The 21,630-nt window shown below is 64.6% G+C and carries 18 protein-coding genes and 1 tRNA gene; 9 read left to right on the forward strand and 10 right to left on the reverse strand.

Going from position 1 to position 21,630, the window contains the following annotated elements:
• Positions 1-474 precede the first annotated feature (474 nt).
• Positions 475-2,055 carry a DEAD/DEAH box helicase gene (locus A3OO_RS0109465; RefSeq protein WP_018407603.1) on the forward strand — a complete coding sequence of 527 codons (1,581 nt, stop codon included), beginning with the start codon at positions 475-477 and terminating at the stop codon, positions 2,053-2,055.
• Positions 2,056-2,120: 65 nt separating this feature from the next.
• Here the strand turns inward: A3OO_RS0109465 and A3OO_RS0109470 are convergent, their stop codons facing one another.
• The 5 genes from A3OO_RS0109470 to rpmG form a co-directional block, all read right to left on the reverse strand.
• On the reverse strand, positions 2,121-2,555 hold the full coding sequence (locus A3OO_RS0109470; protein ID WP_018407604.1) for an HIT family protein: 435 nt from the start codon (positions 2,553-2,555) through the stop codon (positions 2,121-2,123).
• A gap of 166 nt (positions 2,556-2,721) precedes the next feature.
• The gene (locus A3OO_RS0109480; RefSeq protein WP_018407606.1) at positions 2,722-3,585 is read right to left on the reverse strand and encodes a prephenate dehydratase; all 864 of its coding nucleotides are present in this window, start codon (positions 3,583-3,585) and stop codon (positions 2,722-2,724) included.
• Positions 3,582-4,328 (reverse strand): 3-deoxy-manno-octulosonate cytidylyltransferase, encoded by a 747-nt coding sequence (locus tag A3OO_RS0109485; protein WP_018407607.1) that lies wholly within the window; start codon positions 4,326-4,328, stop codon positions 3,582-3,584. Before A3OO_RS0109485 ends, A3OO_RS0109480 begins: the two co-directional genes overlap by 4 nt.
• Positions 4,329-4,332: 4 nt before the next feature.
• Positions 4,333-4,746 carry a hypothetical protein gene (locus A3OO_RS0109490; RefSeq protein ID WP_018407608.1) on the reverse strand — a complete coding sequence of 138 codons (414 nt, stop codon included), beginning with the start codon at positions 4,744-4,746 and terminating at the stop codon, positions 4,333-4,335.
• Between the two features lie 492 nt (positions 4,747-5,238).
• Positions 5,239-5,406, reverse strand: coding sequence for a 50S ribosomal protein L33 (gene rpmG / locus A3OO_RS0109500; RefSeq protein ID WP_014892635.1), 168 nt, complete (start codon positions 5,404-5,406; stop codon positions 5,239-5,241).
• A gap of 369 nt (positions 5,407-5,775) precedes the next feature.
• Between rpmG and A3OO_RS22570 the strand changes: the two genes are divergently transcribed.
• Entirely contained in the window at positions 5,776-6,783 is a 1,008-nt protein-coding gene (locus A3OO_RS22570) for a hypothetical protein (protein WP_026222842.1), read from the forward strand.
• A 12-nt stretch (positions 6,784-6,795) separates the two neighbouring features.
• Here the strand turns inward: A3OO_RS22570 and rnr are convergent, their stop codons facing one another.
• Positions 6,796-9,069, reverse strand: coding sequence for a ribonuclease R (gene rnr / locus A3OO_RS0109515; protein WP_156824786.1), 2,274 nt, complete (start codon positions 9,067-9,069; stop codon positions 6,796-6,798).
• 142 nt (positions 9,070-9,211) lie between these two features.
• Entirely contained in the window at positions 9,212-12,133 is a 2,922-nt protein-coding gene (topA, locus tag A3OO_RS0109520; RefSeq protein WP_026222843.1) for a type I DNA topoisomerase, read from the reverse strand.
• A 109-nt stretch (positions 12,134-12,242) separates the two neighbouring features.
• Between topA and A3OO_RS0109525 the strand changes: the two genes are divergently transcribed.
• The 4 genes from A3OO_RS0109525 to A3OO_RS0109540 all read left to right on the forward strand — a co-directional run bounded on the left by A3OO_RS0109525 (position 12,243) and on the right by A3OO_RS0109540 (position 13,631).
• The gene (locus tag A3OO_RS0109525) at positions 12,243-12,728 is read left to right on the forward strand and encodes a cupin domain-containing protein (RefSeq protein WP_018407612.1); all 486 of its coding nucleotides are present in this window, start codon (positions 12,243-12,245) and stop codon (positions 12,726-12,728) included.
• A gap of 78 nt (positions 12,729-12,806) precedes the next feature.
• Positions 12,807-12,877: transfer RNA gene (locus A3OO_RS0109530), tRNA-Cys, on the forward strand.
• Between the two features lie 159 nt (positions 12,878-13,036).
• Complete coding sequence (locus A3OO_RS0109535; RefSeq protein WP_018407613.1) at positions 13,037-13,240, forward strand: hypothetical protein; 204 nt, start codon at positions 13,037-13,039, stop codon at positions 13,238-13,240.
• 97 nt (positions 13,241-13,337) lie between these two features.
• Entirely contained in the window at positions 13,338-13,631 is a 294-nt protein-coding gene (locus tag A3OO_RS0109540; RefSeq protein ID WP_026222844.1) for a hypothetical protein, read from the forward strand.
• A gap of 10 nt (positions 13,632-13,641) precedes the next feature.
• On the opposite strand, the gene A3OO_RS0109545 is transcribed toward A3OO_RS0109540, so the two are convergent.
• The 3 genes from A3OO_RS0109545 to A3OO_RS0109555 form a co-directional block, all read right to left on the reverse strand.
• A complete protein-coding gene (locus A3OO_RS0109545) occupies positions 13,642-15,468 on the reverse strand; it encodes an AsmA family protein (RefSeq protein ID WP_026222845.1) in 1,827 nt (608 codons plus the stop codon).
• Positions 15,469-15,633: 165 nt separating this feature from the next.
• On the reverse strand, positions 15,634-15,999 hold the full coding sequence (locus tag A3OO_RS0109550; RefSeq protein ID WP_018407617.1) for a response regulator: 366 nt from the start codon (positions 15,997-15,999) through the stop codon (positions 15,634-15,636).
• 104 nt (positions 16,000-16,103) lie between these two features.
• On the reverse strand, positions 16,104-16,505 hold the full coding sequence (locus A3OO_RS0109555; protein WP_018407618.1) for a DUF423 domain-containing protein: 402 nt from the start codon (positions 16,503-16,505) through the stop codon (positions 16,104-16,106).
• A 328-nt stretch (positions 16,506-16,833) separates the two neighbouring features.
• Here A3OO_RS0109555 and A3OO_RS0109560 point away from each other — a divergent pair, with 328 nt between their 5' ends.
• The 3 genes from A3OO_RS0109560 (at position 16,834) to A3OO_RS0109570 (ending at position 21,620) form a co-directional block, all read left to right on the forward strand.
• Complete coding sequence (locus A3OO_RS0109560) at positions 16,834-18,069, forward strand: M48 family metallopeptidase (RefSeq protein ID WP_026222847.1); 1,236 nt, start codon at positions 16,834-16,836, stop codon at positions 18,067-18,069.
• A gap of 210 nt (positions 18,070-18,279) precedes the next feature.
• Complete coding sequence (locus A3OO_RS0109565; RefSeq protein ID WP_083909803.1) at positions 18,280-21,108, forward strand: xanthine dehydrogenase family protein molybdopterin-binding subunit; 2,829 nt, start codon at positions 18,280-18,282, stop codon at positions 21,106-21,108.
• An 11-nt stretch (positions 21,109-21,119) separates the two neighbouring features.
• On the forward strand, positions 21,120-21,620 hold the full coding sequence (locus A3OO_RS0109570) for a (2Fe-2S)-binding protein (protein ID WP_018407621.1): 501 nt from the start codon (positions 21,120-21,122) through the stop codon (positions 21,618-21,620).
• Positions 21,621-21,630: the final 10 nt, after the last annotated feature.

Here is a 21,630-nt window from a genome sequence, read left to right on the forward strand (position 1 = left end):
CTCAAATATGTTTGAGCCTCCAGAAGCGCTAGCGCCCGCGGGCTTTTCCCGGGGATCAGGAGCCGATCTGCCCGGTCTTGCCAAGGCGGCGCCGCAAACCGAGGCGCCGGCGCCGACCGGACAACGCGAGGCCGACATCGACCGTTTGCCGACAGGTGCGATCCCGGACAGGCGCAAAGGACGGAAAGCGTTAACGCCTTGCGGCGAAGCTGGCGAAATCGCCGATCATTAGTTTTTTTGCGACCAACCCTCGTGTGCGCGGCCCGACAGGCGCATATATTTATTGACAATCTGGCGATTGCCCTTAAAGCATTCCCGTGGCTATCGCCCGCGCTTCTTTGCGGCGGACCGTCGGCGGGCCAGATAGCCGTTGCGGCGACGACGGCGACTTCTCTCAACAATCCACGCGCGCTTCTTTACGGCTAGCGCGCAAGCGGAATTTCCGCACATGCGAGCCGTAATTCAGGATAATTAATGACATTCGAAGAACTGGGCCTTTCCCAAAAGGTTCTCGCAGCCGTCCAAACGTCCGGCTATACGACCCCCACGCCAATTCAGGCGCAGGCTATTCCACCCGCCCTGCAGGGGCGCGACATTCTCGGGATCGCCCAAACGGGCACCGGCAAGACCGCCGCCTTCACCCTGCCGATGCTGAGCCGTCTCGAAAGCGGCCGGGCCCGCGCCAGAATGCCCCGAACCCTTATTCTCGAGCCGACGCGCGAACTTGCCGCGCAGGTCGAAGCAAGCTTCGCCAAATACGGCAAGAACCATCGTCTCAACGTCGCGCTGCTGATCGGCGGCGTCGCCTTCGGCGAGCAGGAAACCAAAATCATGCGCGGCGCCGACGTGCTGATCGCAACGCCGGGCCGTCTGCTCGACTTCTTCGATCGCGGCAAGCTGCTGCTTACGGGCATCGAAATTCTCGTCATCGACGAGGCCGACCGTATGCTCGACATGGGCTTCATTCCCGACATCGAACGCGTCTGTAAGTTGGTGCCGTTCACGCGGCAGACGCTCTTCTTCTCTGCGACCATGCCGCCGGAAATCACGCGGCTAACCGAAGCCTTTCTGCATAATCCGATCCGTTGCGAAGTCTCGCGCGCCGCGACGACGGCGACCACGATCCGGCAAGTTCTCGTTGCTTCGCGAGGCCATGCCGACAAGCGTGAGACGTTGCGCAAGCTCATTCGCGACGCCGATAACTTCAAGAACGCGATCATTTTCTGCAACCGCAAGCGCGACGTGGCGACCCTTCATCGCTCGCTCGTCAAACACGGCTTTTCCGCTGGCGCCCTGCACGGCGACATGGATCAGCTGGCGCGGATGGCCTCGCTCGACGCGTTCAAGAACGGCGATGTGTCGCTGATCGTGTGTTCGGATGTGGCGGCCCGCGGCCTGGACATTCCGGACGTGAGCCATGTGCTCAACTTCGACGTCCCGACTCATAGCGAAGATTACGTGCACCGGATCGGCCGCACCGGCCGCGCCGGCCGGTCGGGCGTGGCGATCACGCTCGTCACCGGCGACGACATGAAATACATCGACCAGATCCAGAGCCTGATCGGAAAGGCGATCGATTGGGAGGGGCCGGGCTTCGACGCCTTGCCGCCGCCCATGGAGACGAGCCCGCAAGAGCGCCGCGGCGAGCGGGCCGAACGCGGCCCGCGCCGGGAGCGCGGACGCCGGCCAGTCGCCGCCGAGGGCGAAGCGCGCATTAACCGCCGGCCAGCCGCCACCGAACGCGAAGCGCCCGTCACCCGCCGGCCAGCCGCCGTCGAGGGCGAAGCGGGCGCGCACCACCGCCGGCCAGCCGCCGAACGCGAGGCGCCCGTCAGCATGGGCCGGACGCGCGGCGGCCGCGCCAAGGCGGAGGGAGAAAGTCTCCGGCCTCCGGCCTATGGGGCGCCGGCCGGGGCGCCTGTCGCAGACCGTCGTGAGCGCCGCCCGCGCCATCATGAAGACGATGGGCCGCCCGTCATTGGACTGGGCGACCACGTGCCGTCTTTCCTGCTGCGCCCGGTGGCGCTGAGGCCGGCGAAAGTCGGCGAAGAATAGGTCTTCCAGCAAGGCTTGCCTGGTCAAAGGCTTGCCCGATCAGGCAAGCCCGCGCCGCAGCGGCCTCATCCTTCGAACGGCGCCATGGCGGCGCGAATTTTCTCCGCCTGTTCCGCGAGCTTTGCATCCTCGGCCATGGTCCCCGGAGGGCGCAAGGCGACGCCTTCCCAACGCGGCAGCAGGTGGAAGTGCAGGTGATAGATCACCTGTCCGCCGGCGCTTTCGTTGAATTGATGCAGAGTCAGGCCATCCGAGGCAAAGGCCTTTTCGATCGCCTTCGCGACATGCTGCACGCGCTTGATCAATTGGCCGAGCGTTTCCGGCGAGACGTCGAGGAGGCCGCGCGCGCCCTCCTTCGGAATCACCAGAACATGGCCCTCGGCGCGCGGCATGATATCCATAAACGCCAGCGAGACGTCGTCCTCGTAGACCTTATGCGCAGGGATTTCTCCGCGCAGGATCTTGCCGAAAATATTATTGGGATCATAGGCGACGGCCATGGGCTGTTCCCTTCGAGCGCTTGCTCCTGAAAATCATTTTGGCCGTTCCGACGGGCGCTTGCGTCTCGAAGGACGTCGCTCATGGCGCGAACGAAGCGTCGCTTGGGGCGACAGTCCGTTCCCGCTGAAGAAGGCCGGCAAGGAAAGCAATTGCGCTTGAGGCCTGTCAATCCCCAAAGGCGAAGGCGCGGATATTGGTGAGGCGGAAATCGCTCGCGGGATAAACGCCGAGAATCTCCACTTCCTTGGAGAAGAACTGCAGTTCTTCGAGCGCCCGCGCCATCGCCGGCTGCTTGGGATGTCCGTCGGCGTCGGCGAGGAAGCGCGTCGCGGCGAATTCGCCGTCAACCATGTAGCTTTCGAGCTTGGTCATGTTGACGCCATTGGTGGCGAAGCCGCCGAGCGCCTTGTAGAGCGCGGCCGGCACGTTGCGCACGCGAAAGATGAAGGTGGTGATGGTCGAACCCGCGTTCGGCGCCGCCCATTGCTTGGTCTTCGACAGCACGATGAAGCGCGTCGTGTTATGCGCCTCGTCCTCGATATTCTCCGCCAGCACGTCGAGATCGTAGATGTCGGCGGCGAGTCGCGGCGCGATCGCGGCCTTTGTCGGATCGCCCCATTCGGCGACTTCGCGGGCGGCGCCGGCGGTGTCGCCGGCGGTATGCGCCGCGAGGCCGAGTTCGCGGATGGCGCGGCGGCACTGACCCAGCGCATGGACATGGCTGTAGACGCTCTTGAGCCCCTGCCGCGTCGCGCGCCTGGGCGCCATCAAATGGAAATGGATCGGCAGGAAGTGCTCGCCGACGATATGCAGACCGGAATGCGGCAGGAAATGATGAATGTCGGCGACGCGTCCGGCGATGGAATTTTCGATCGGGATCATGCCGAGCACGGCGCGCCCCTCGGTCACCGACGCGAAGGCGTCCTCGAAGCTCGCGCAAGGAAGCGGCGTCAGTTGCGGATAGGCCTGACGGCAGACGAGGTCGGAATTCGCGCCGGGCTCTCCTTGATAGGCGATATATTGCGTCACTTTGGGTCCTGTTCGCACGCCGCGGCGCGCAGCGCGGTCAAATCGCGTTCCGTATCCACCGATGGGGCGCCTTTGTCCAGCAGCGCGGCGTCGATGCGCATGCCGGCCTCGAGCGCGCGCAGCTGCTCAAGCCCTTCGCGCAGTTCAAGCGGGGAGGGCGGCAGCGATACGAATCGTTCCAGAGCGGCGCGGCGAAAGGCGTAAACGCCGATGTGCTTCAATCGCGGTCCATCGCCATGAGGGGCGGGCGCTCGGGTGAAGTAAAGCGCGCGAACCCGACCAGGCGCGAGCGGAGCTCCCACGAGCTTGACGGCGTTGGGATCGCCCGCGTCTTCGGCGCGCGCCGGGCAGGCGAGGGTGCCGATGTCGACGGCCGGATCGTCGAGAAGCGCGAGCGCCGCTTCGAGCGCTCCGTCAGCAAGCAAGGGCTGGTCGCCTTGTAGATTGACGGCGGCGCCATGCCGGCCTTGCGGGTCGAGCGCCCGCAAGGCTTCGCCGATGCGATCGCTGCCGCAGACGTGAGCGTCGCGCGTGAGCGCCGCGTGTCCGCCGACCGACTCGATCGCGCGCGCGATCTCAGGAGAGTCGGTCGCGACCACGACAGGTCCGAGCGCCGCGGCGCATGCGCGCTCCCAGACATGGACGATCATGGGCCGACCGTCGATGTCGGCGAGCGGCTTGCCGGGCAGACGCGTCGAGCGCAGACGCGCCGGAATGATGACGATCGGCGCGAGCGCCTGCACGGCGCTAATAGGCGTTGCTATCCTCGGCCATCCAGCCCTTTTCGCTCTTCACGAAATGAAGCGTTCCTTCGCTCGTGTGCACTTCGGCCTTGATGAATGTCCGGTCGTTGTCGAGGCCGAGAAAGGCGCATGTTCCGCGCTCGCGCTCATCAGCGCATTTGGCTTCAAAACCCTCGGGAAACAGAATTTCAGCCTCATACATCAATTCGTAAGCGTCGACGTTCTCGCGCTTCACTTCGCGGCCCTGCACCTTCTTGAAGGACACGAGCTTGGCGTCCACGCCATTCTTCTCCAGAAGATTGCGCAACACCTTCGCGCCCGTGGCGTCGCCGGGCATATGATCGCCGCAAGCGGAAAGCGTCAGGGCGATCGAGACGCCGGCCACGACGCCGAGAACAAAGCGGAATCCAGAAGCCATCTACTCCTCCGGCGCCGCGTTCATCGCAGCGCGATGTTATTTGTTTCGATATCGCACAAACGCTTCACAACTCAGCGTCTGTGAAATTTCATATCAGATAGTTGCATTTTTGTGCAGCCGGAGTAACGTGACTGCGCCAAATGAGTTGCGCGTCTGGCGGCGTCGAAGGGCCTGTAAGAAGACCCATGGCGTGCGTAAGCGTTTGATGCGTATTCGGCACAACTTCGAATACCCTGCGGAGTGCTCAGGTCCGCCGCATCTCCTGGGTCCGTGGGGTTGGCCGACTGGCGGTGGTTGGAGTGGCCTCCTTGAAGCCATCGTCAGTCGGCCGCCTTCCCCAAAGCGGTTTCTTCTCCAGCCAAAAATTCTCGAAGCGTCCCCCTGCGGCGACGCTCCTCCTGGCTAGACCAGCGGTTGTGACGAACGCCTCGACAGGGCGCGCGCGTTATCTGCGCGCGCTTGCGGCCAGGCGCGCGCGTTATCTGCGCGCGCTTACTTGATCTTGGTTTCCTTGAATTCCACGTGCTTGCGCACGACGGGATCGTATTTCTTGAAAACGAGCTTTTCCGTCTTCGTGCGCGCGTTCTTTTTCGTCACGTAGAAATAGCCCGTATCCGCCGTGGACAGGAGCTTGATCTTGATCATGGCGGACTTGGCCATCGCTCATCCCAGTCTATCAGAGAAATGAAATCGTCCCGGTCGCTGAGCGCGCCGGGAGCGAATTGGCCGGCAACATACGTGCGGTGCGAACGATGTCAAGAAGGCGCGCGGGGCCGACCTGAGTCGAGTGCGATTCGCGCCTCGTCAAGAGGATGCGGCAAAGAACAGCCATAATTTTGTTGGTTAATCCACAAGAGGAGCAGCGTAGGGCCGGAACGACTCCGGCGAATTGCGCGGCAATACTCGGGCGGGGAGAAATATCTCGTAAGTAGCTGGTGCTGGCGCGCGCCGTCGAGCGCAGAGCCTGCATGTATCGTCGTGAAGAAGTACTTCCTTCGCCTTCACGCGAACGCGCTTGGAGTGAGTAGTATGAGCGTAACACTCGAAAAGCGGCGCAAAGTCGCGGAGTTGGAGAATTTTGAACGGCGGATACTCCAAGAGAAGCGGCGCCTCTTAAGAGAGCTCGAAAGCTTGGAGAGGCCCTTCCGCAACACGCGCGCGATGGGCTGGATCAAGGATTTTTCGAGCGACGTCGCTGGCGAGTGGCGCGCGGTCCAGGGCGCCGCGTCGTTCAGAGCGCCGATCTGGTTTTATGTCGTCGCCGGGGCCATCCTGCTGGGAGGCGTCGTCGTCGCGACTCTCGCGATGAGAGGCGCGCCCGCGCCGCGCGCCGATGGCGCGACGCTGCGTCAAGTGGAAACGCCGACGACGCCTGTGCGGATCGAGCAGCCGACGCCGGCGCCGGAGCAGGCGCCCGTGACCGAGGCCGCACAGGCCGCCGACGTCGCGCCATCCTCGGCGCTTACCGTTAGCGTCCCGCCGGACACAATTGCGTCTCCGACGCCGCCGACGCCCGACTCCAAGGAGCTAAAACAGCGGCTTCTGGAAGCCCAGGCCGCGGCGGAGCCCTTGCCCGAGCCGCTGCCGCCGCCTCCAAAAACCGACGTTCCTGCCGCCGCGCCGGCGCTCGGCGCCGCGACGGTCCCGCCGCTCGATGCGGCGCTGCCGAACACCGCCTTCGACGACGCGCCGCCAATTGATGCGGCCGCGACGGCGGAGCCGGGCGACGAGGCGCCAGCGGCGCGGACCGCGGCGCGCGAAAGTCAACGCCAGGACGCGCCCGCCGACGAAGGCCGCCGCGCCAAATGCTTCGTCAAGATAGATGGACGGGTTCTCTTCGAGCGCAGCTGCATGCTCCGCCAGCCCAGGCGCTCAACGCTGACGCTCAACGCCGGAGACGACGCGCTTGTTCTGACGCAAGATCATGGACGGACGTGGACGGCGAGCCTCGGCGGCCGCAGCCTCGGCAAGGTCTATAGGACAGGCGAGTGCTGGGGCCGGCGCCGACAGGTCTTCATCTGCGCGAGGGGCGCGTAAAGCGCGCGGGGCCTACCGATTCTTCTTCGCACGCGCTGACGGCCGGCGATCCTTTGGTTTGGCGCTCGCCCGCGGCGGCGCGCGGCGTTCGCCGCCGCTCACGACTTCGAAGCGCAAGGCGCCGGCGATCGGCGCCGCCTCGATCAGCTTCACTTCTATAATATCCGCCAGCCGGTAGCTGACGCCGGAGCGCGAGGTGAGCGCATGGGCGGCCTCGTCATAGGCGTAATATTCACGGCCCAGCGTCGCCGCCGGCACGAATCCATCGGCCCCTGTCTCGGCGAGGCGCACGAACAGACCGGATCTCGTGACGCCGGAAATGCGCGCCTGAAAACGCGCGCCGATCTGGTCGGCGAGATGATGCGCGATGAGCCGATCGACGGTCTCGCGCTCCGCCGCCATGGCGCGCCGCTCGGCGGCCGAGATGCGGGCGGCGATCTCCGCAAGTTCGCCAACCGGCATTTCCGGCAAGGCGCCTTCGCCGAATTTCAACGCACGAATCAGCGCGCGATGCACGATCAGATCGGCGTAGCGGCGAATCGGCGAGGTGAAATGCGCGTAGCGGCGCAGATTGAGGCCGAAGTGCCCGTAATTCTCATGCGTATATTCAGCCTGCGCCTGCGTGCGCAGAATGATCTCGTTGACGATGTTCTCGTGCTCCAGGCCCTTCACGCGACCCAGAATCACATTGAAATGCGCGGGGCGCAGCGCTTGGCCCTTGGCGAGCTTGACGCCGATCGTCGCGAGAAATTCCGAGAGCGCCGAGACCTTTTCGCGCGAAGGTTCGTCATGCGCGCGATAGATCAGCTGTTGGCGATGCTGCTCCAAGGTTTCGGCCGCCGCGACATTCGCCAGAATCATGAATTCTTCGATCAGCCGATGCGCTTCGAGCCGCGGCGGAATGATGACGCGGTCGAAGGAGCCGTCTTTCTTCAAAAGGATCTTGCGCTCGGGCAGATCGAGATCGAGCGGCGCGCGTAGACTGCGTGCGTGCTGCAGCGCTTCATGCGCGGCGTAAAGCGTCCGCAGCACCGGGGTGAGCAGCGGCTTCGTGGTTTCATCCGTGCGCCCCTCGATCGCGTCCTGCGCCTGCGCATAGGCGAGCTTGGCGTGCGAGCGCATCATCACGCGATGAAAGCTATGGTCGATCTTCCTGCCCTTGCTGGTGACGCGCATGCGCACGGCGAGCGCCGGCCGATCTTCATTGGGCCGCAATGAGCACAGGTCGTTGGAGATGCGCTCGGGCAGCATTGGCACGACGCGGTCGGGGAAATAGACCGAATTGCCGCGCTCCAAGGCGTCGCGGTCGAGCGCCGAGCGCGGCGTCACGTAATGCGCCACGTCGGCGATCGCGACCGTCAGGACGAAGCCGCCGTCATTGTCCGGCGCACTGTCGGGCGCGGCGTGAACCGCGTCGTCGTGGTCCTTGGCGTCCGGCGGATCGATGGTGACAAGCGGCAGATCGCGCCAGTCTTCGCGGCCGTGCAGAGACGCGGGCTGCGCGCGCTCGGCCTCCGTTGTCGCCTCGGCGCGAAACACATCCGGAATGTCATGCGCGCGCAGAGCGATGAGGCTGACCGCCCTTTCGCCCGTCACCGAGCCGAGCGTTTCGCGCACGCGGGCGCGCGGCGCGCCGAAGCGAGTCTTGCCGACGAGATCGATCGAGACGAGGTCGCCGTGCTTGCCTGCGCCGATGTCGGCGGCGGCGACGGCGAGTTCGCGTCCGGCCTGCTTCTTGTCGATCGGCTCGATGCGGCCGGCGCCATTCGCTTCGATATGCAGCACGCCGAGCACACGCTGCCGCTGGCGCGACAGGAGTTTGACGACGCGTCCGACATAGGGCGGCTCGTCCGGTCCGGCGTCGCGGTCGGGCTCGGCGCGCACCAGCGCGCGGTCGCCGACGCCGGGCAGGGGCTCGCCCGGCCGGGCCCGGCGCGGCGCGTGGATGCGGATGCGTGGCGCCGGCCCCAGTTCGTCCTCGTCCCATTCGACCGGCGCGGCGACCATCTCGCCGTCGCGGTCGCGCGCGATGATGTCGACGAGCGCCACCGGCGGCAGCGTCCCCTTGCGGTTCACGCGCTTGCCGCGCTTTTCCAGGAGGCCTTCATCCGCCATCTCGGCGAGCAGGCGCTTGATGGCGATGCGGTCGTCGCCGGCAGCGCCGAAGGCGCGGGCGATTTCACGCACGCCGATCTTGCGCGGGCCGCCCGCCTCGGTTTCGCGGGTGATGAAGGCCAAGATGTCTTCGCGAGAGGGCGTGTGTTTTGCTGTGTCGTCTTTCGCCAAGGGCTCGCTCAAAAGAGGCAATAAAATCGCCGTCGACGCGGCGGGCGTGCACTTCAACCGGACTCGGCATCACACATATAGGACGCCGGCGGCAAAGTTGAAACGCTGCTTAAAGATCGGCGAAATTCGAGAGCGCGTTCCTCTACTTCGCCGCGGCTTTTTTCGTCGCCAGCTTTTTGGCGGGCGCCTTCTTGGCTGCAGCTTTCTTTGCGACCGTCGGCGCGACCTTCACGGGCTGCGATTCATCAAAAGGCGCCTCGTCGCTGTCTTCGATTTTCTTCTTGGCGTTGGTCGGCGCCTTCTTACCGGCCGCTTTCTTGGCCGGCGCTTTTTTCGCCGATTTCTTCGGCGCGCCGCCCTTGGCTTCGATCAATTGCAGGGCCTCTTCGAGCGTCACGTCGTCGGCCGAGGCGCCCTTGGCCAGCGTCGCGTTGATTTTGCCCCAGTTGACGTAAGCGCCGAAGCGGCCGGGGCGCACCGTGACCTTGCCGCCCTCGGGATGCTCGCCCAGCAAGCGTCCCCCGCCGCCCGTCGCGCCGCCGCCGGCGGCCTTCTCGGCGAGAAGCTCGAGCGCCTGTTCCAGCGTCAGCGACGCCTGATCGATGGCGCGTGGGATCGTCGCATTGATCTTGCCCCAGTTCACATAAGGACCAAAACGGCCTGCCTTGACGGTCACCGATCCGCCCTGGGGGTGATCGCCCAGCACGCGCGCCGGCTCCGCCGGACCGCGCGAGAAACGGGAGCCCCCGCCGCCCGACTCCTTTTGCACGATGAGATCGATGGCGCGGTTGGCGCCGATGCTCAGCACGTCGTCGTCGCGGCCGATATTGGCGTAGGTCTTGCCATGCTGGACATAGGGCCCGAAGCGCCCGATGCCGGCGACGATCGGATCGCCGCTCGTCGGATGTTTCGCGACTTCGCGCGGCAGCGCGAGCAGGGCGATGGCCTGCATCAGCGTCAGATCGTCAGGCCTGATGCTCTTGGGGAGCGACGCGCGTTTGGGCTTTTCGCCGCCTTCCTCCTGCTCGCCTTCCTGCACATAGGCGCCGAAGCGGCCATCTCGCAGCGTGACCTCCGCGCCCGTCTCGGGATTGACGCCCAGGACCTTCACGCCCGGCCTCGCCGCGTCGGCGGCGTCGCCCGTCGGCGGCGACAGGGTTCGCGTGTAGCGGCACTCGGGATAGTTGGAGCAGCCGACGAAGGCGCCGAACTTGCCGATCTTGAGCGAGAGCTGACCGCTGTTGCAGGCGGGGCAGAGGCGCGGATCGCTTCCGTCCTCCTTTGAGGGGAAGACATGCGGGCCCAGCAGCTCGTTGAGGCTGTCGAGCACCTCGCTGACGCGCAGATCCTTGGTGCCGTCGACGGCCGCCGAGAAATCTTTCCAGAAGTCGCGCAGCACCTGCTTCCAGTCGATCTCATTGTTGGAGACGAGATCGAGCTTTTCTTCGAGATCCGCGGTGAAGTCGAATTCGACGTAGCGGGAGAAGAAGCTTTCGAGGAAGGCGACGACGAGGCGTCCCTTGTCCTCGGGCACGAGGCGCTTCTTATCGATCCGCACATAGTCGCGGTCGCGCAGCACGGCGAGCGTCGAGGCGTAGGTCGAAGGGCGCCCGATGCCGAGTTCCTCCATGCGCTTGACAAGCGTCGCTTCCGTGAAGCGCGGCGGCGGCTCAGTGAAATGCTGGGTGGCGTCGATTTTTTCGCGCGCGCAGGGCTCGCCCTGGGCCATCGCCGGCAGGCGACCGCCGTCTTCGTCCTCTCCGTCGTCGCGGCCTTCCTGATAGAGCTCAAGGAAGCCCGGGAAACGAACGACCTGACCCGTCGCGCGCAGCTCGAGCGCGCGGGCGCCGGCTTTGGCGTCAATGTCGACGGTGGTTCGCTCCATCTCGGCCGACTCCATCTGGCTGGCGATGGTGCGCGTCCAGATCAGCTCATAGAGCTTGGCCTGCTCGGGTTCGAGATATTTGGCCACTTCCTTGGGCAATCGCGCCGGGTCGGTCGGGCGGATGGCCTCGTGGGCTTCCTGCGCGTTCTTGGCCTTCGTCGTATATTTGCGCGGAACCTTGGGAACGAAACGCTCGCCATATTCCCGTCCGATCACGCCGCGCACGCTGGCGACCGCCTCGGGCGCCATGTCGACGCCGTCGGTTCGCATATAAGTAATGAGACCCGCCGTCTCGCCGCCAATGTCGACGCCTTCATAGAGTCTTTGGGCGATGCGCATGGTGATCGCCGGCGCGAGGCCGAGCTTTCGCGAGGCCTCCTGCTGCAGGGTGGAGGTCGTGAAGGGCGCGTAAGGGTGGCGCTTCACCGGCTTCGCTTCGACCGAGCGCACCACGAAGGCGGCGGTCTCCAGCGCCTTCTTGAAGTCCTCGGCCTCCTGACCCGCGCCGATGTCGAGCCGCGAAATCTTCCTGCCGTCGGCGCCGACCAGCCGCGCCGTGAAGGGTTCGCCCGCCTTGGTCTTCAGATGGGCGACGAGCGACCAATATTCGCGGGCGACGAATTTCTCGATCTCGAGTTCGCGGTCGCAGACGAGGCGAAGCGCGACGGACTGCACGCGGCCGGCCGAACGGGCGCCGGGGAGTTTGCGCCACAGCACCGGCGACAGGGTGAAGCCCACGAGATAGTCGAGCGCGCGGCGCGCGAGATAGGCGTCGACCAGCGCCTGATCGATTTCGCGCGGATGCGCCATCGCCTCTTGGATCGCCGACTTGGTGACCGCGTTGAAGACGACGCGCTCGATCTTCTTATCCTTGAGCACGCGCTTCTTGTTCAAAATATCCAGCAAGTGCCAGGAGATGGCCTCTCCCTCACGGTCCGGGTCGGTTGCGAGGATGACTTTGTCGGCGCCCTTCACCGCCTCGGCGATGGCGGCGACGCGCTTTGCGCCCTTGGCGTCCATCTCCCAGACCATGAGAAAATCCTGGTCGGGGTCGACCGATCCGTCTTTGGCGGGAAGGTCGCGAACATGGCCGTAGCATGCCAACACATTGAAATTCTTGCCTAAATATTTGTTGATCGTCTGCGCTTTGGCCGCTGATTCGACGATGACGACATTCATTTCGTGATAATTCCAGGAGGTGCGCCGGCTTGGCGAGCGGCGGAAGATGGTCAAAATGGGCGCCCCCTGTCAAATTGACTAGTCCAGGGGCCGGAAGGAAAGCTGCGCCATGGAAAAGCCGAGCAGGTCCCTGTCGGCCGCAGTCAAGGCGGTGGATGTCGCCCCTCGGGCCAAGCGCTCGAGCTATCCCGAGCCGTTCGCGGCGCGGGTTCGTGGCCGCGAGAAACGGTCGCTTGGCGACTTTTTTGGCCTGACCAATTTTGGCGTCAATCTCACGACGCTTGCCCGCGGCGCGCAGTCGGCGCTGAAGCATCGCCACAGCCGGCAGGACGAATTCGTCTTTATCCTCGAGGGAGAGCCGACGCTCCTGCGCGACGACGAGGAGATACTCCTGCGCGCCGGCATGTGCGCGGGCTTCCCCGCGCAGGGCGCAGCCCACTGCCTCGTCAACAGAACCGAGCGCGACGTCGTCTATCTGGAAATTGGCGACCGGTCGGCGGGCGACGCGGCGACCTATCCCGACGACGACCTCGCTGCGGCGCTCGGCCCGGACGGCCACTGGATCATGACGCACAAGGACGGCCGTCCCTACTGATGCGCGGACGCGCGAGCTGGCTTGCTCGCCATCACGCCCTCCTGTATGAGCGGTCGCACGCGGCGCACGCCGTGCTAAGGCCTCGTGGCGGAGTGGCTACGCAGAGGACTGCAAATCCTTGTACGGGGGTTCGATTCCCTCCGAGGCCTCGCCTTTCTCACGCGAGAATTTGGCGCCATAATTTCAAGGCGCGCACTTAACGATAGCGCAGAAGAAGCAGGCCGCGCGGTCAATACGCGCTGCATTTGGGTTCGGTTTCTTCGCAGTTGCGGTATAGTTGGGGCGACATCACATCGAAGAGGGTAACGATGCTGAATGCGTTGATTGCGGATGCGCAGGCGCGGCTGGACCAGGCGCGCCGCGAGTTGAAATCCGCCGTTCTTGATTTCGACGTCTCGGATGACAGGCTTCTGGAATTGCGGGCGTCGGCGCGCCGCGTCTACGACGAACTCAGCGCACTCGACCGCAAGAAGCTGAAGCGAGGCTTTTTAGGCTTTTTGAAAGTCTGGTGATCGCTATGCGGCGCGTCGGCTCTTTCGTCGGCCGGCGCGCGCTCCATAATTAATTTTAGGAGCGCGCGTTCATCGCGCCGCAGAACGAGGTCGCCAAATGATTAGTCCTGAAACGCCTCCCGGCGCCGAGGTAGTTTGCGTAGACGCGACTGCGGGCCCCTATGGCCGTTGCGAGGGCTTGGCCCGTGGCGTTATTTACACGGTTGCGCGGATCGCCCGCGGCATAGATGGCGGTCACGTCGTCATTCTCGGCGAAGTTTCGCCCTGGCGGACTTATGCGCCGCCATGGGGCGTCGTTGAGGTTGGTTTTGAGCTTCGCCGCTTCCGCTATCTCGATATCCCCGACGAACTGACGAGGCTGCTGCACGAGACGCAGCTGGAGGACGTCTAACCTTCCCGGGTCATCGCCCCGCGGGTTCCTTAGGGGGCGGCGGGTCCAGTCGCGGCAGCAGCGGAGCGGCCGCGTCGGAGCGACGGATGAAGGCTTGCGCGTCCAGCCCCAACGCCAATTCGTCCCAGGGGCCGGCGAGTTCGAGCGCGATGCCCGGCGCAGAGTCGGCGGTTTGTCCGCCGCTGTCGGCTTCGCGCGCGATGGCTTTAACTGCGAGGTGGCGCTCCGGGAGGCGCGCCGAGCCGCCGAAGGCAAGCGTAAAGCCGGGTCCGCGCGCGACGCCCTCGGAGATGTCCGCGACGCCGTTCTCTATCTTTACGGCGGCGCTTGCGGCGTCGAGCGTCGAACGGCCCGAGCGGATGTCAAACGCGCTCGATAGGGGCCGCGTCTCCAGTCGGCGGAGCGCTTTCTCAAGATCGACGCCGGAGATCTCCCCGTCGACCAGAGCGACGCTGGCGCGCCCGTTCAGGTTTTGCATCAGCGTCGCCATTCGGTCGCCGACGCCGTCGACCGCGAGAGTCGCGTTAAGCGAGCCCGCCAGAACTGGTTTACCATAAGCGTCCCAGAGCAGCGGGCCCGCTTCGACCGCCGTCATTTGCGCATTGGCGCGCAGCGCCAGCCCGTCGGGCGACGGCGCGATGGAAGCCCGAAACTTGAGCCCGCCGCGATAGGCGTGCGCCTGCGTTATCGCGAACTCGGCGGCGCCGTCGCGCAACGTGACTTCGATGGCGGCGTCTTCGACTTTCAGCCGGCCAAGTCTGGCATGGCCGACGGCGAGATGCAGATCGACGTCGGCGCCGGAGAGGTCCGGGAGATCGAACGGCTGCTTGCTCCACTGTCCGTTCGCGGCGACAAGCGGCGGCGCGTCGGCGAGAAACGGCCGCAGGGAGAGGAACTCGCTTTGGATGGCCGCCGTCAGCGTCGGGCGGCCATCCTCCTTCTGAAGGTCGATATCGCCGCGAAATTCGTTTCCGTCGACAAATAGACGTGCGCCCTTGAAGTGCGCCTCTCCGGGCGCGAGCGTCGCTTGCGCGGAGAATTGCGCGTCAGTGAAGGGGCCGGGCAGGGGAGCGGCGACGCCAAAGAGCTGCAGCGCCTGTTGCACCGAAGGCGCGCTGGCCGCCGCGCGCCCCTCGAAGCGGGCGTTGGCGCCGAGTTGTCCCACGCCTTGCGCTTCAACCCGAAGGCTCTCGCCGTCAAGCCGGCCCGTCACGACGGACGGTTCTCCACGCAACAGCGCTCCTGGACGCGCGACCCAGAAGATCGCCTCGAGCCGTTCGCCGTTCAAATCGAACGCGCCCGTCAGCGCCGCCGCCTCGCCGATGCGGCGCCATTCAAAATTCGCGTTGATTCGCTCCAGCGCGTAGACGCGGCCGCGGTAGGTGATCCGAGCGTCGCCGTCGACGATCGACACCACCCCAAACCGCACATTATCGGCCGCCGCAGCTTCCAGCGTCGCCGGCTTTGCGGCGGCCGCTCGGGCGGCTACGCCGGCCACGCCGGCCGGCTTTTTGTCCAGATCGATGCGGGCGCGCGGCCGGACGAGCTTCACCGAGGCGACTTTGAGGCGCCCCGCGATCAGCGGCAGAACGTCGACGTCGCCGCGAAGCTCGCTCGACTCGATGAGCAGCGCGCCATTCCGGTCGGCGAAAGCGACGCCTTGGACGGCAATGCTCGGACGCGGAAAGAGCGAGAAGCTCGTTCGGCCGCGCGCGGCGACATAAAGCCCCGAAGAGCCTTGGAGCTGGTCGGCGACGGCGTCCATGAGAGCGCCGGGCGAGAACAGCCACGGCGCAACAACGGCGGCGATCGCCGCCAGGGTTGCCCCCGCCGCCAAGGACGTCGCCAATAGCCGAAGCGCAGCGCCTGAAGGGCGGCGCGCTTTCAGCGATGCGGAAGGCTTGTCGGTTATGGCGGAGGGCAGCAGCCGTGCTCCTGAAGCGAGTCTTCGGACGTCGCTTGTCGCGGCCAAGGGCGGCGATATAGTGGCGAATGGCCGAGCCTAGCGCGCTTCGGCGCGCGACAGTTCGCTGCGGAGCGCGGTCAGGATCTCCTCGACGTAGAATGGTTTTTCGACCATGGCGTGCTCAAGATGCGCCTCGGGCAGTCCTGCGCGCCCGCATCCCGTCGTGAAAATGAAGGGGCAGCCGCGGGCGGCGAGCGCGTCGGCGACCGGATCAATCCTTTCGTGGCCGATATTGACGTCGAGCAAAGCCAGATCGACTCCATCCTCGCGGGACAACCGCACCGCTTCGTCGACGCTGCGCGCCATCCCCGCGATAACTAAGCCGAATTCCGCGAGCGTCTCTTCCAGCGCCAGCGCGATATAGGGATCGTCTTCGACAATCAGCAGCCGTCGCCCGAGCAAAGGATCGCTCGTGCGCTGGGAGTCATCTCTCGGAGCGGCCGAAGACGAAAGGCCGGAGCTGGAAACCGACATGAATAAATGGTGGGGCGGAATGCCGCAGTTGTCTAGCTTTCGGGCGGCTTTTGCAGCGAATTTGCTGCGAACATGGCGAACGCCGCCCAGACGGCCAGAGCGCACCAGCTCAGGATCGTCAGCCCGCCGCCGGTCGGCGCGGCGAAAGGAAACAGCCTTCCCGATAAAAAGACCCGGGCGGCAAGGTCGCCCGCGAACAGCGTGACCCCCGCCTGGAGCGCCAGCGCGATAGCGGCGAGCCATTTCGCCTTTGCTCGCGGCGTCGTGCGGATAAGCGCCGCGAGGCCGACGCCGGCGGCGGCGTGGATCATGAGAAATTGGCTTGCCGTGGCGAGAAAAGGACTCGCGTCGGCATGGGCCGCGGCGGCGGCGAGAGACACGCCGGCCGCTCCTTGAAGGGCGGCGATCGTCGCGATGGCGAACGACAGTCTCAATGGCGAACTCCGTTTCGCGCCTCCGCTGGGCGTTCTCAACCTTAAGGAGAGTCGCAGGCGTCATCGCCAAATTATAGACATCGAGCAGAATCGACCAGCGTTCTTCATGCCGGATCGCCCCCTGCAGCCGTCGTATCGCAGACGGATCGACATACCGGTGTCCAGGCTTTCGTTTCACTGCAACGGTTCTCGTCTGCATGAAAGGCGAGATCAGCTTTAGCGACGAGCGCGCGCGCAGCGGCCCAGCTTGGCGCGACATAAGGCGGCGCTCTCGCAAAGCCGGGCGCGCTTTCCTATATTGCCGCATGAAAGTTTGCGGGAGAGAAGAATGAGCGCAATGGGCGTCGTGATTTGTCTGGCGATCGCCGCCTCCGCTGGACTTGGCGTGTATCTGCGCATGCGGCAGACCGCGACGGTAGAGGCCCATCGCGATCAGGTGCCGCCGGATTTCGCGCAAGAAGTCACGCTCGACGATCATCGCCGCGCCGCCGAATACACGATCGCAAAAACAAAATTTTCCGTCGCCGAAACGATTTTCGACGCCGCGATGTCTATCGCGTGGTTGGCGCTGGGGCTCGCGCCGCTTTATGCGGCGATCGCCGCCTTCGTCGAACCGGGCCTCGTTCGCAGCGTTCTGTTCGTTCTCGTCTTCGGCGTGATCGGCAGTTTGATCGACATGCCCTTCGCCGCAGCGCGCGCCTTCTGGCTCGAAGACAGGTTCGGATTCAATCGGCTGACGCCGCAAAAGTTTCTCGTCGACCAAGCAAAGTCCGGCGCGCTGGAACTCGCCATTTCGACGCCCTTGCTCTTCGGCATGTTCTGGCTTCTGGGCGCCGCCCCCAACACATGGTGGCTCATCGCCTATGTCGTCTTCATCGCCATCGCGATTGCGATGACAGTCATCTATCCGACCGTCATCGCGCCGCTCTTCAATAAATTTTCGCCGCTTGAGGACGGCGCCATGAAGCGGCGCATGGAGGCGCTGCTCGCCAGATGCGGCTTTGAGTCGAACGGCCTCTATGTGATGGACGCTTCGACGCGCTCCACGCATGGCAACGCTTATTTCAGCGGCTTCGGCAAGGCCAAGCGCATCGTCTTTTTCGACACGCTGCTCGAGAAACATTCGCCGGACGAGATCGAGTCGATTCTCGCTCATGAACTCGGCCATTTCAAATTCGGCCATGTGCGGCAGATGCTGGCGCTGGCGGCCGCGATCGCCTTCGTTGGTTTCGCGGTGCTGTGGTGGGCCTTCGGCTCGGATGTCTTCGCCGGCTGGTTCGGACTGCCGAATGACTCCGGCGTGGTGCTTGTCGCGCTGCTGCTTGCACGAGAACCGATCTCGCATGTCCTGTCGCCCTTGCTCGCGTGGCGGTCACGCCGCGCGGAGTTCGAAGCCGACGCCTTCGCCCGCGATATCGTCGGCAAGGAGCCGATGATCTCGGCTTTGACCCGGCTGACGCGCGACAACCTCGCAACGCTGACGCCCGACCCCCTCTACGCCACCTTCTATTTCTCGCATCCGCCCGTGCCGGTGCGGGTCGCGCAACTGCGCGCCGCAGCGTAGCGGGCGCGAGGCTCGTCGGCCGGCACTTCGTCGCAGGCGCGATCCCTTCGCTGTGATCGACGACCGCGATAACGCTGTCGCAGTCGATGCCAACCCCTCGCGCGAAGCGCTTACGGCGACTGAGTCAATTGGGTCGGATTGATCTCGGGGGGATCAGCGGAACGCCAAGGCGCGGAGAGCCGAGCTTGCTGGCGATCTATGCCCGTGCGAATGAAAGCATCGCCGTTGGCGGTCGCCGAGGTGGAACCAAGAGGTCGGAGCGTGAAGGCTTCTCGACGCGAGTTCGCCAAATTGGTCACCGCGAGCGGCATTGCGCTCAGCCTGTCGCGTCTTGCCCTAGCGAATGAACCTGAATTCGCCGCACGCGAGACGCTGCCCGGAAGACAGCGCTGGAATCCGGCCGCCACGGGCGCAGGCCGGATTGATGGAGTCGCCAAAGTCACAGGGGCGAAGCTGTACGCGTCCGATTTCCGCGCCGCGGATCTCCCGGGATGGCCGACGCATACCGCGCACGCCATGCTCATCCGGACGGCGAACGCCACGCATATCTACGAGGGCGTCGATCTCGCGCGCATGAGCGGCGCTTTGAAACCCTCCGTGATAATTACCGCAGCTGATCTCGCGCGCATCGGCGCTCGCGTTCCTAAATTCTATTCAGGCGACCTGTTCTGCCCGGTTGGCAAGACGCCCTTGTATCTCGGTCAGCCGGCGGCTCTGTTGATCTATGAAAGCTTCGACAATTTCGATCAGGCGCGGCGGCTTGCCTTACGCAACGAAACGCTTCTGAAATTCGGCGCCGAAACGGGTCCCGTCGTCGAGCGCGACTACGGCGCGTTTCGATTCACGCGCGTCGCCGGCGCGACGCCTGACGCGCCCGACGTGTACTCGCCAGTCAAGGATGGCTGGGTCAGTCCAGGGTTCTTTCAAGACGGGGGCGGCCCAATATGGGCGCGGCTCCCCGTGCCGACAGGGGCAGCCTACGCCAATGCGGCAAGCTACGGCGAAGAGATCCGCGCCGAACTTGAGGCCGACACTCCAAATCTTCTCGTTCTCGACCGCGAATTCGAGACCCAATCCGTTGATCCAATGTTTCTCGAGCCCGAATGCGGTCTCGCCTGGTATGATGCTGAGCGCAAAAACCTCGAACTCGTTCTCGGCGTGCAGTCGCCGTACGACGCCGCAACCTCCGTCGCAACTCTGCTGGGCAACGCCCGCGCCAACTTCAAGCCGGCGCATATCAACGCGCACTTCGCTTATATGGGCGGCGGATTTGGGGGACGCGACCACACGCCATTCCCGCTTTACGTTGCGCTGGCGGCGATGTTCCTTCCCGGTCGCCCCGTGCGGCTCTCCCAAGATCGTTATCAGCAGTTCCAGGGGGGAATTAAGCGGCATGCGTTCAAGATGCGCACACGCATCGGCGTCGATCGAGCGACAGGCAAAATTTCCGCCTTCGCCGCTGACCATGTGCTGAATGGCGGCGGCCTCGCCAATTATTCGGCGAGCGTGGCGGCGGTTTCCGCCAATGCCGCGATAGGCATCTACGATGTTCCAAAAGTCGACGTCACCACAGTCGCGCTGCATTCACGCGGCGTGACGGCCGGGTCGATGCGCGGCTATGGCACGCTGCAGACGATGACGGCGCTGGAAGTGTTGATTGACGAGGCGGCGTCGACGCTGGCGATTGATCCGATCGAATTTCGCCGACGCAACGCGCTGAAGACCGGCGGTCGGACGATGGCGGGGAACACGTATGACGTCGTGGTTCGCACGCCCGAGATCCTCGACAGACTCGAGAAGCATGCGATCTGGCGACAGCGCGCCGAAGAGAAAGCGCGTGGGCGGCGCCCAGGGAGTGTTGTCGGCACGGGCGTGGCTTGCGTCACCAAGGATTACGGCAGTGGCGCCGACACTTCTTTGTCGTCAGTTGAGGTCGACCCAAAGGGTCGGATCTCGATCCGCTGCGATCACGTCGAGATGGGGAACGGCATAGGGACGGCGCTTGCGAACCGAGTCGCGGCCCATCTCGGCGCCGTGGCCGACGAAGTCGCCGTCGCGGAAGTCGACCGTTTCGCCGCGCTCGGGCTCGTCACCTCCGGCGACCCTTACACGATGGACCAGGCGACGCAGGACGCCGCGCAACGCGATCCGCGCTGGGTTCCGGCGATAAGTTCGCCAACCAGTTCCTCGATTGGCGCGCACGTCGGGACTCATTCGGCGTCCGAAGCCGCCCGCGTCATATATCGGTTCGGCTTGTGGCCCGCGGCGCTCGAACTGTGGGGACTCGCGCCAACCGATCCGAGAGCCGCGAATTGGGACGCGGCGCGTTGGGAGCAGGGGCGGCTGGTGATGCCGGCGCTGAGAGCCTTGCCGCTATCGGAAATCGCCGCAAGAGCCCATGCGCGTAAAGGCGTGACAGCGGCGATGGCGCACAGCTTCTCGCGCTGGTCATGGTCGAAAGCGACCTTTGCGATCGGCGGGCAAGAGTGGACGGCGGAAATTGATGCGCTGGCGGTGCGAAAAGGCTCAGGAAAATTCGTTCGCTTAGATCGCGCCGACGTCAAATACCCGCCCACCGTGTTCAACCGGATCGGGACCTCCTACACATCGTTGTGCGGCGCGCTGGTTCGTGTCGAGATCGAACGCGACACCGGCGCCTTGCGCATCGACCGGGCATATACTGTCCTCGAATGTGGTCGCGCGCTGACGCCCGAAATCGTTCTTGGCCAAGCGCAGGGCGGTTTCGCGATGGGCGTCGGCTACGCGCTGCTCGAATCGCTGCCGCTTTACGAAGATGGTCCCGGCAACGGGCAATGGAATCTCGGGCAGTACCTGATCGCGCGCGGGTCCGACCTGCCTTTGCAAGCGCTCGAGATCGAAATATTGCCCCCGCTGCCGAACGATCCGCCAAAGGGCATGGCTGAGGTCGTTATGATTCCCATCGTTCCCGCGTTGTTAAACGCGATCTTCGACGCGACGGGGCGTCGCTTCCACGCCTTGCCGGTGACTCAACAAGAGCTCAAGGGAGCGCTCACGTGACGACTGTGCGCATGAGGATCAATGGACGCGCATATGGCCCGGTGAAGGTGCGCGACGAGCTGACCATGAATGACTTCTTGCGCGAGAGCCTTGGGCTCACCGGCACCAAGTTTGGCTGCGGCGCCGGGCAGTGCCTCAGTTGCGCAGTGATCATCGACGATCCGGACGGGACGAGCCACACCAGTCCAACCTGCATCGTTCCGGCGACGAGCTTCAACGGGAAATCCATTCGTACCGTGGAAGGCCATGCGACGAACGGCGAACTCACTACGCTGCAAAGATCGTTCATCGACCATTTCGCATTCCAATGCGGCTATTGCACAGCCGGCTTCTTGAACGAGGGACAGGTTCTGCTGGAGCGTCTGGCGAAGACGCCGGTGGCGCGCGCCGATCTCGAGAAAACGATCGCGGACGCGTTTGACGGACATCTGTGCCGCTGCACCGGCTACTTCAAATATCACGAGGCTATGCGCGCCGTCGTTCTCGCCGATCCGGGACGATATCTGACGTAGCGAAACGGCG

Source organism: Methylocystis rosea SV97 (genome assembly GCF_000372845.1).
GTDB classification, from domain to species: domain Bacteria; phylum Pseudomonadota; class Alphaproteobacteria; order Rhizobiales; family Beijerinckiaceae; genus Methylocystis; species Methylocystis rosea.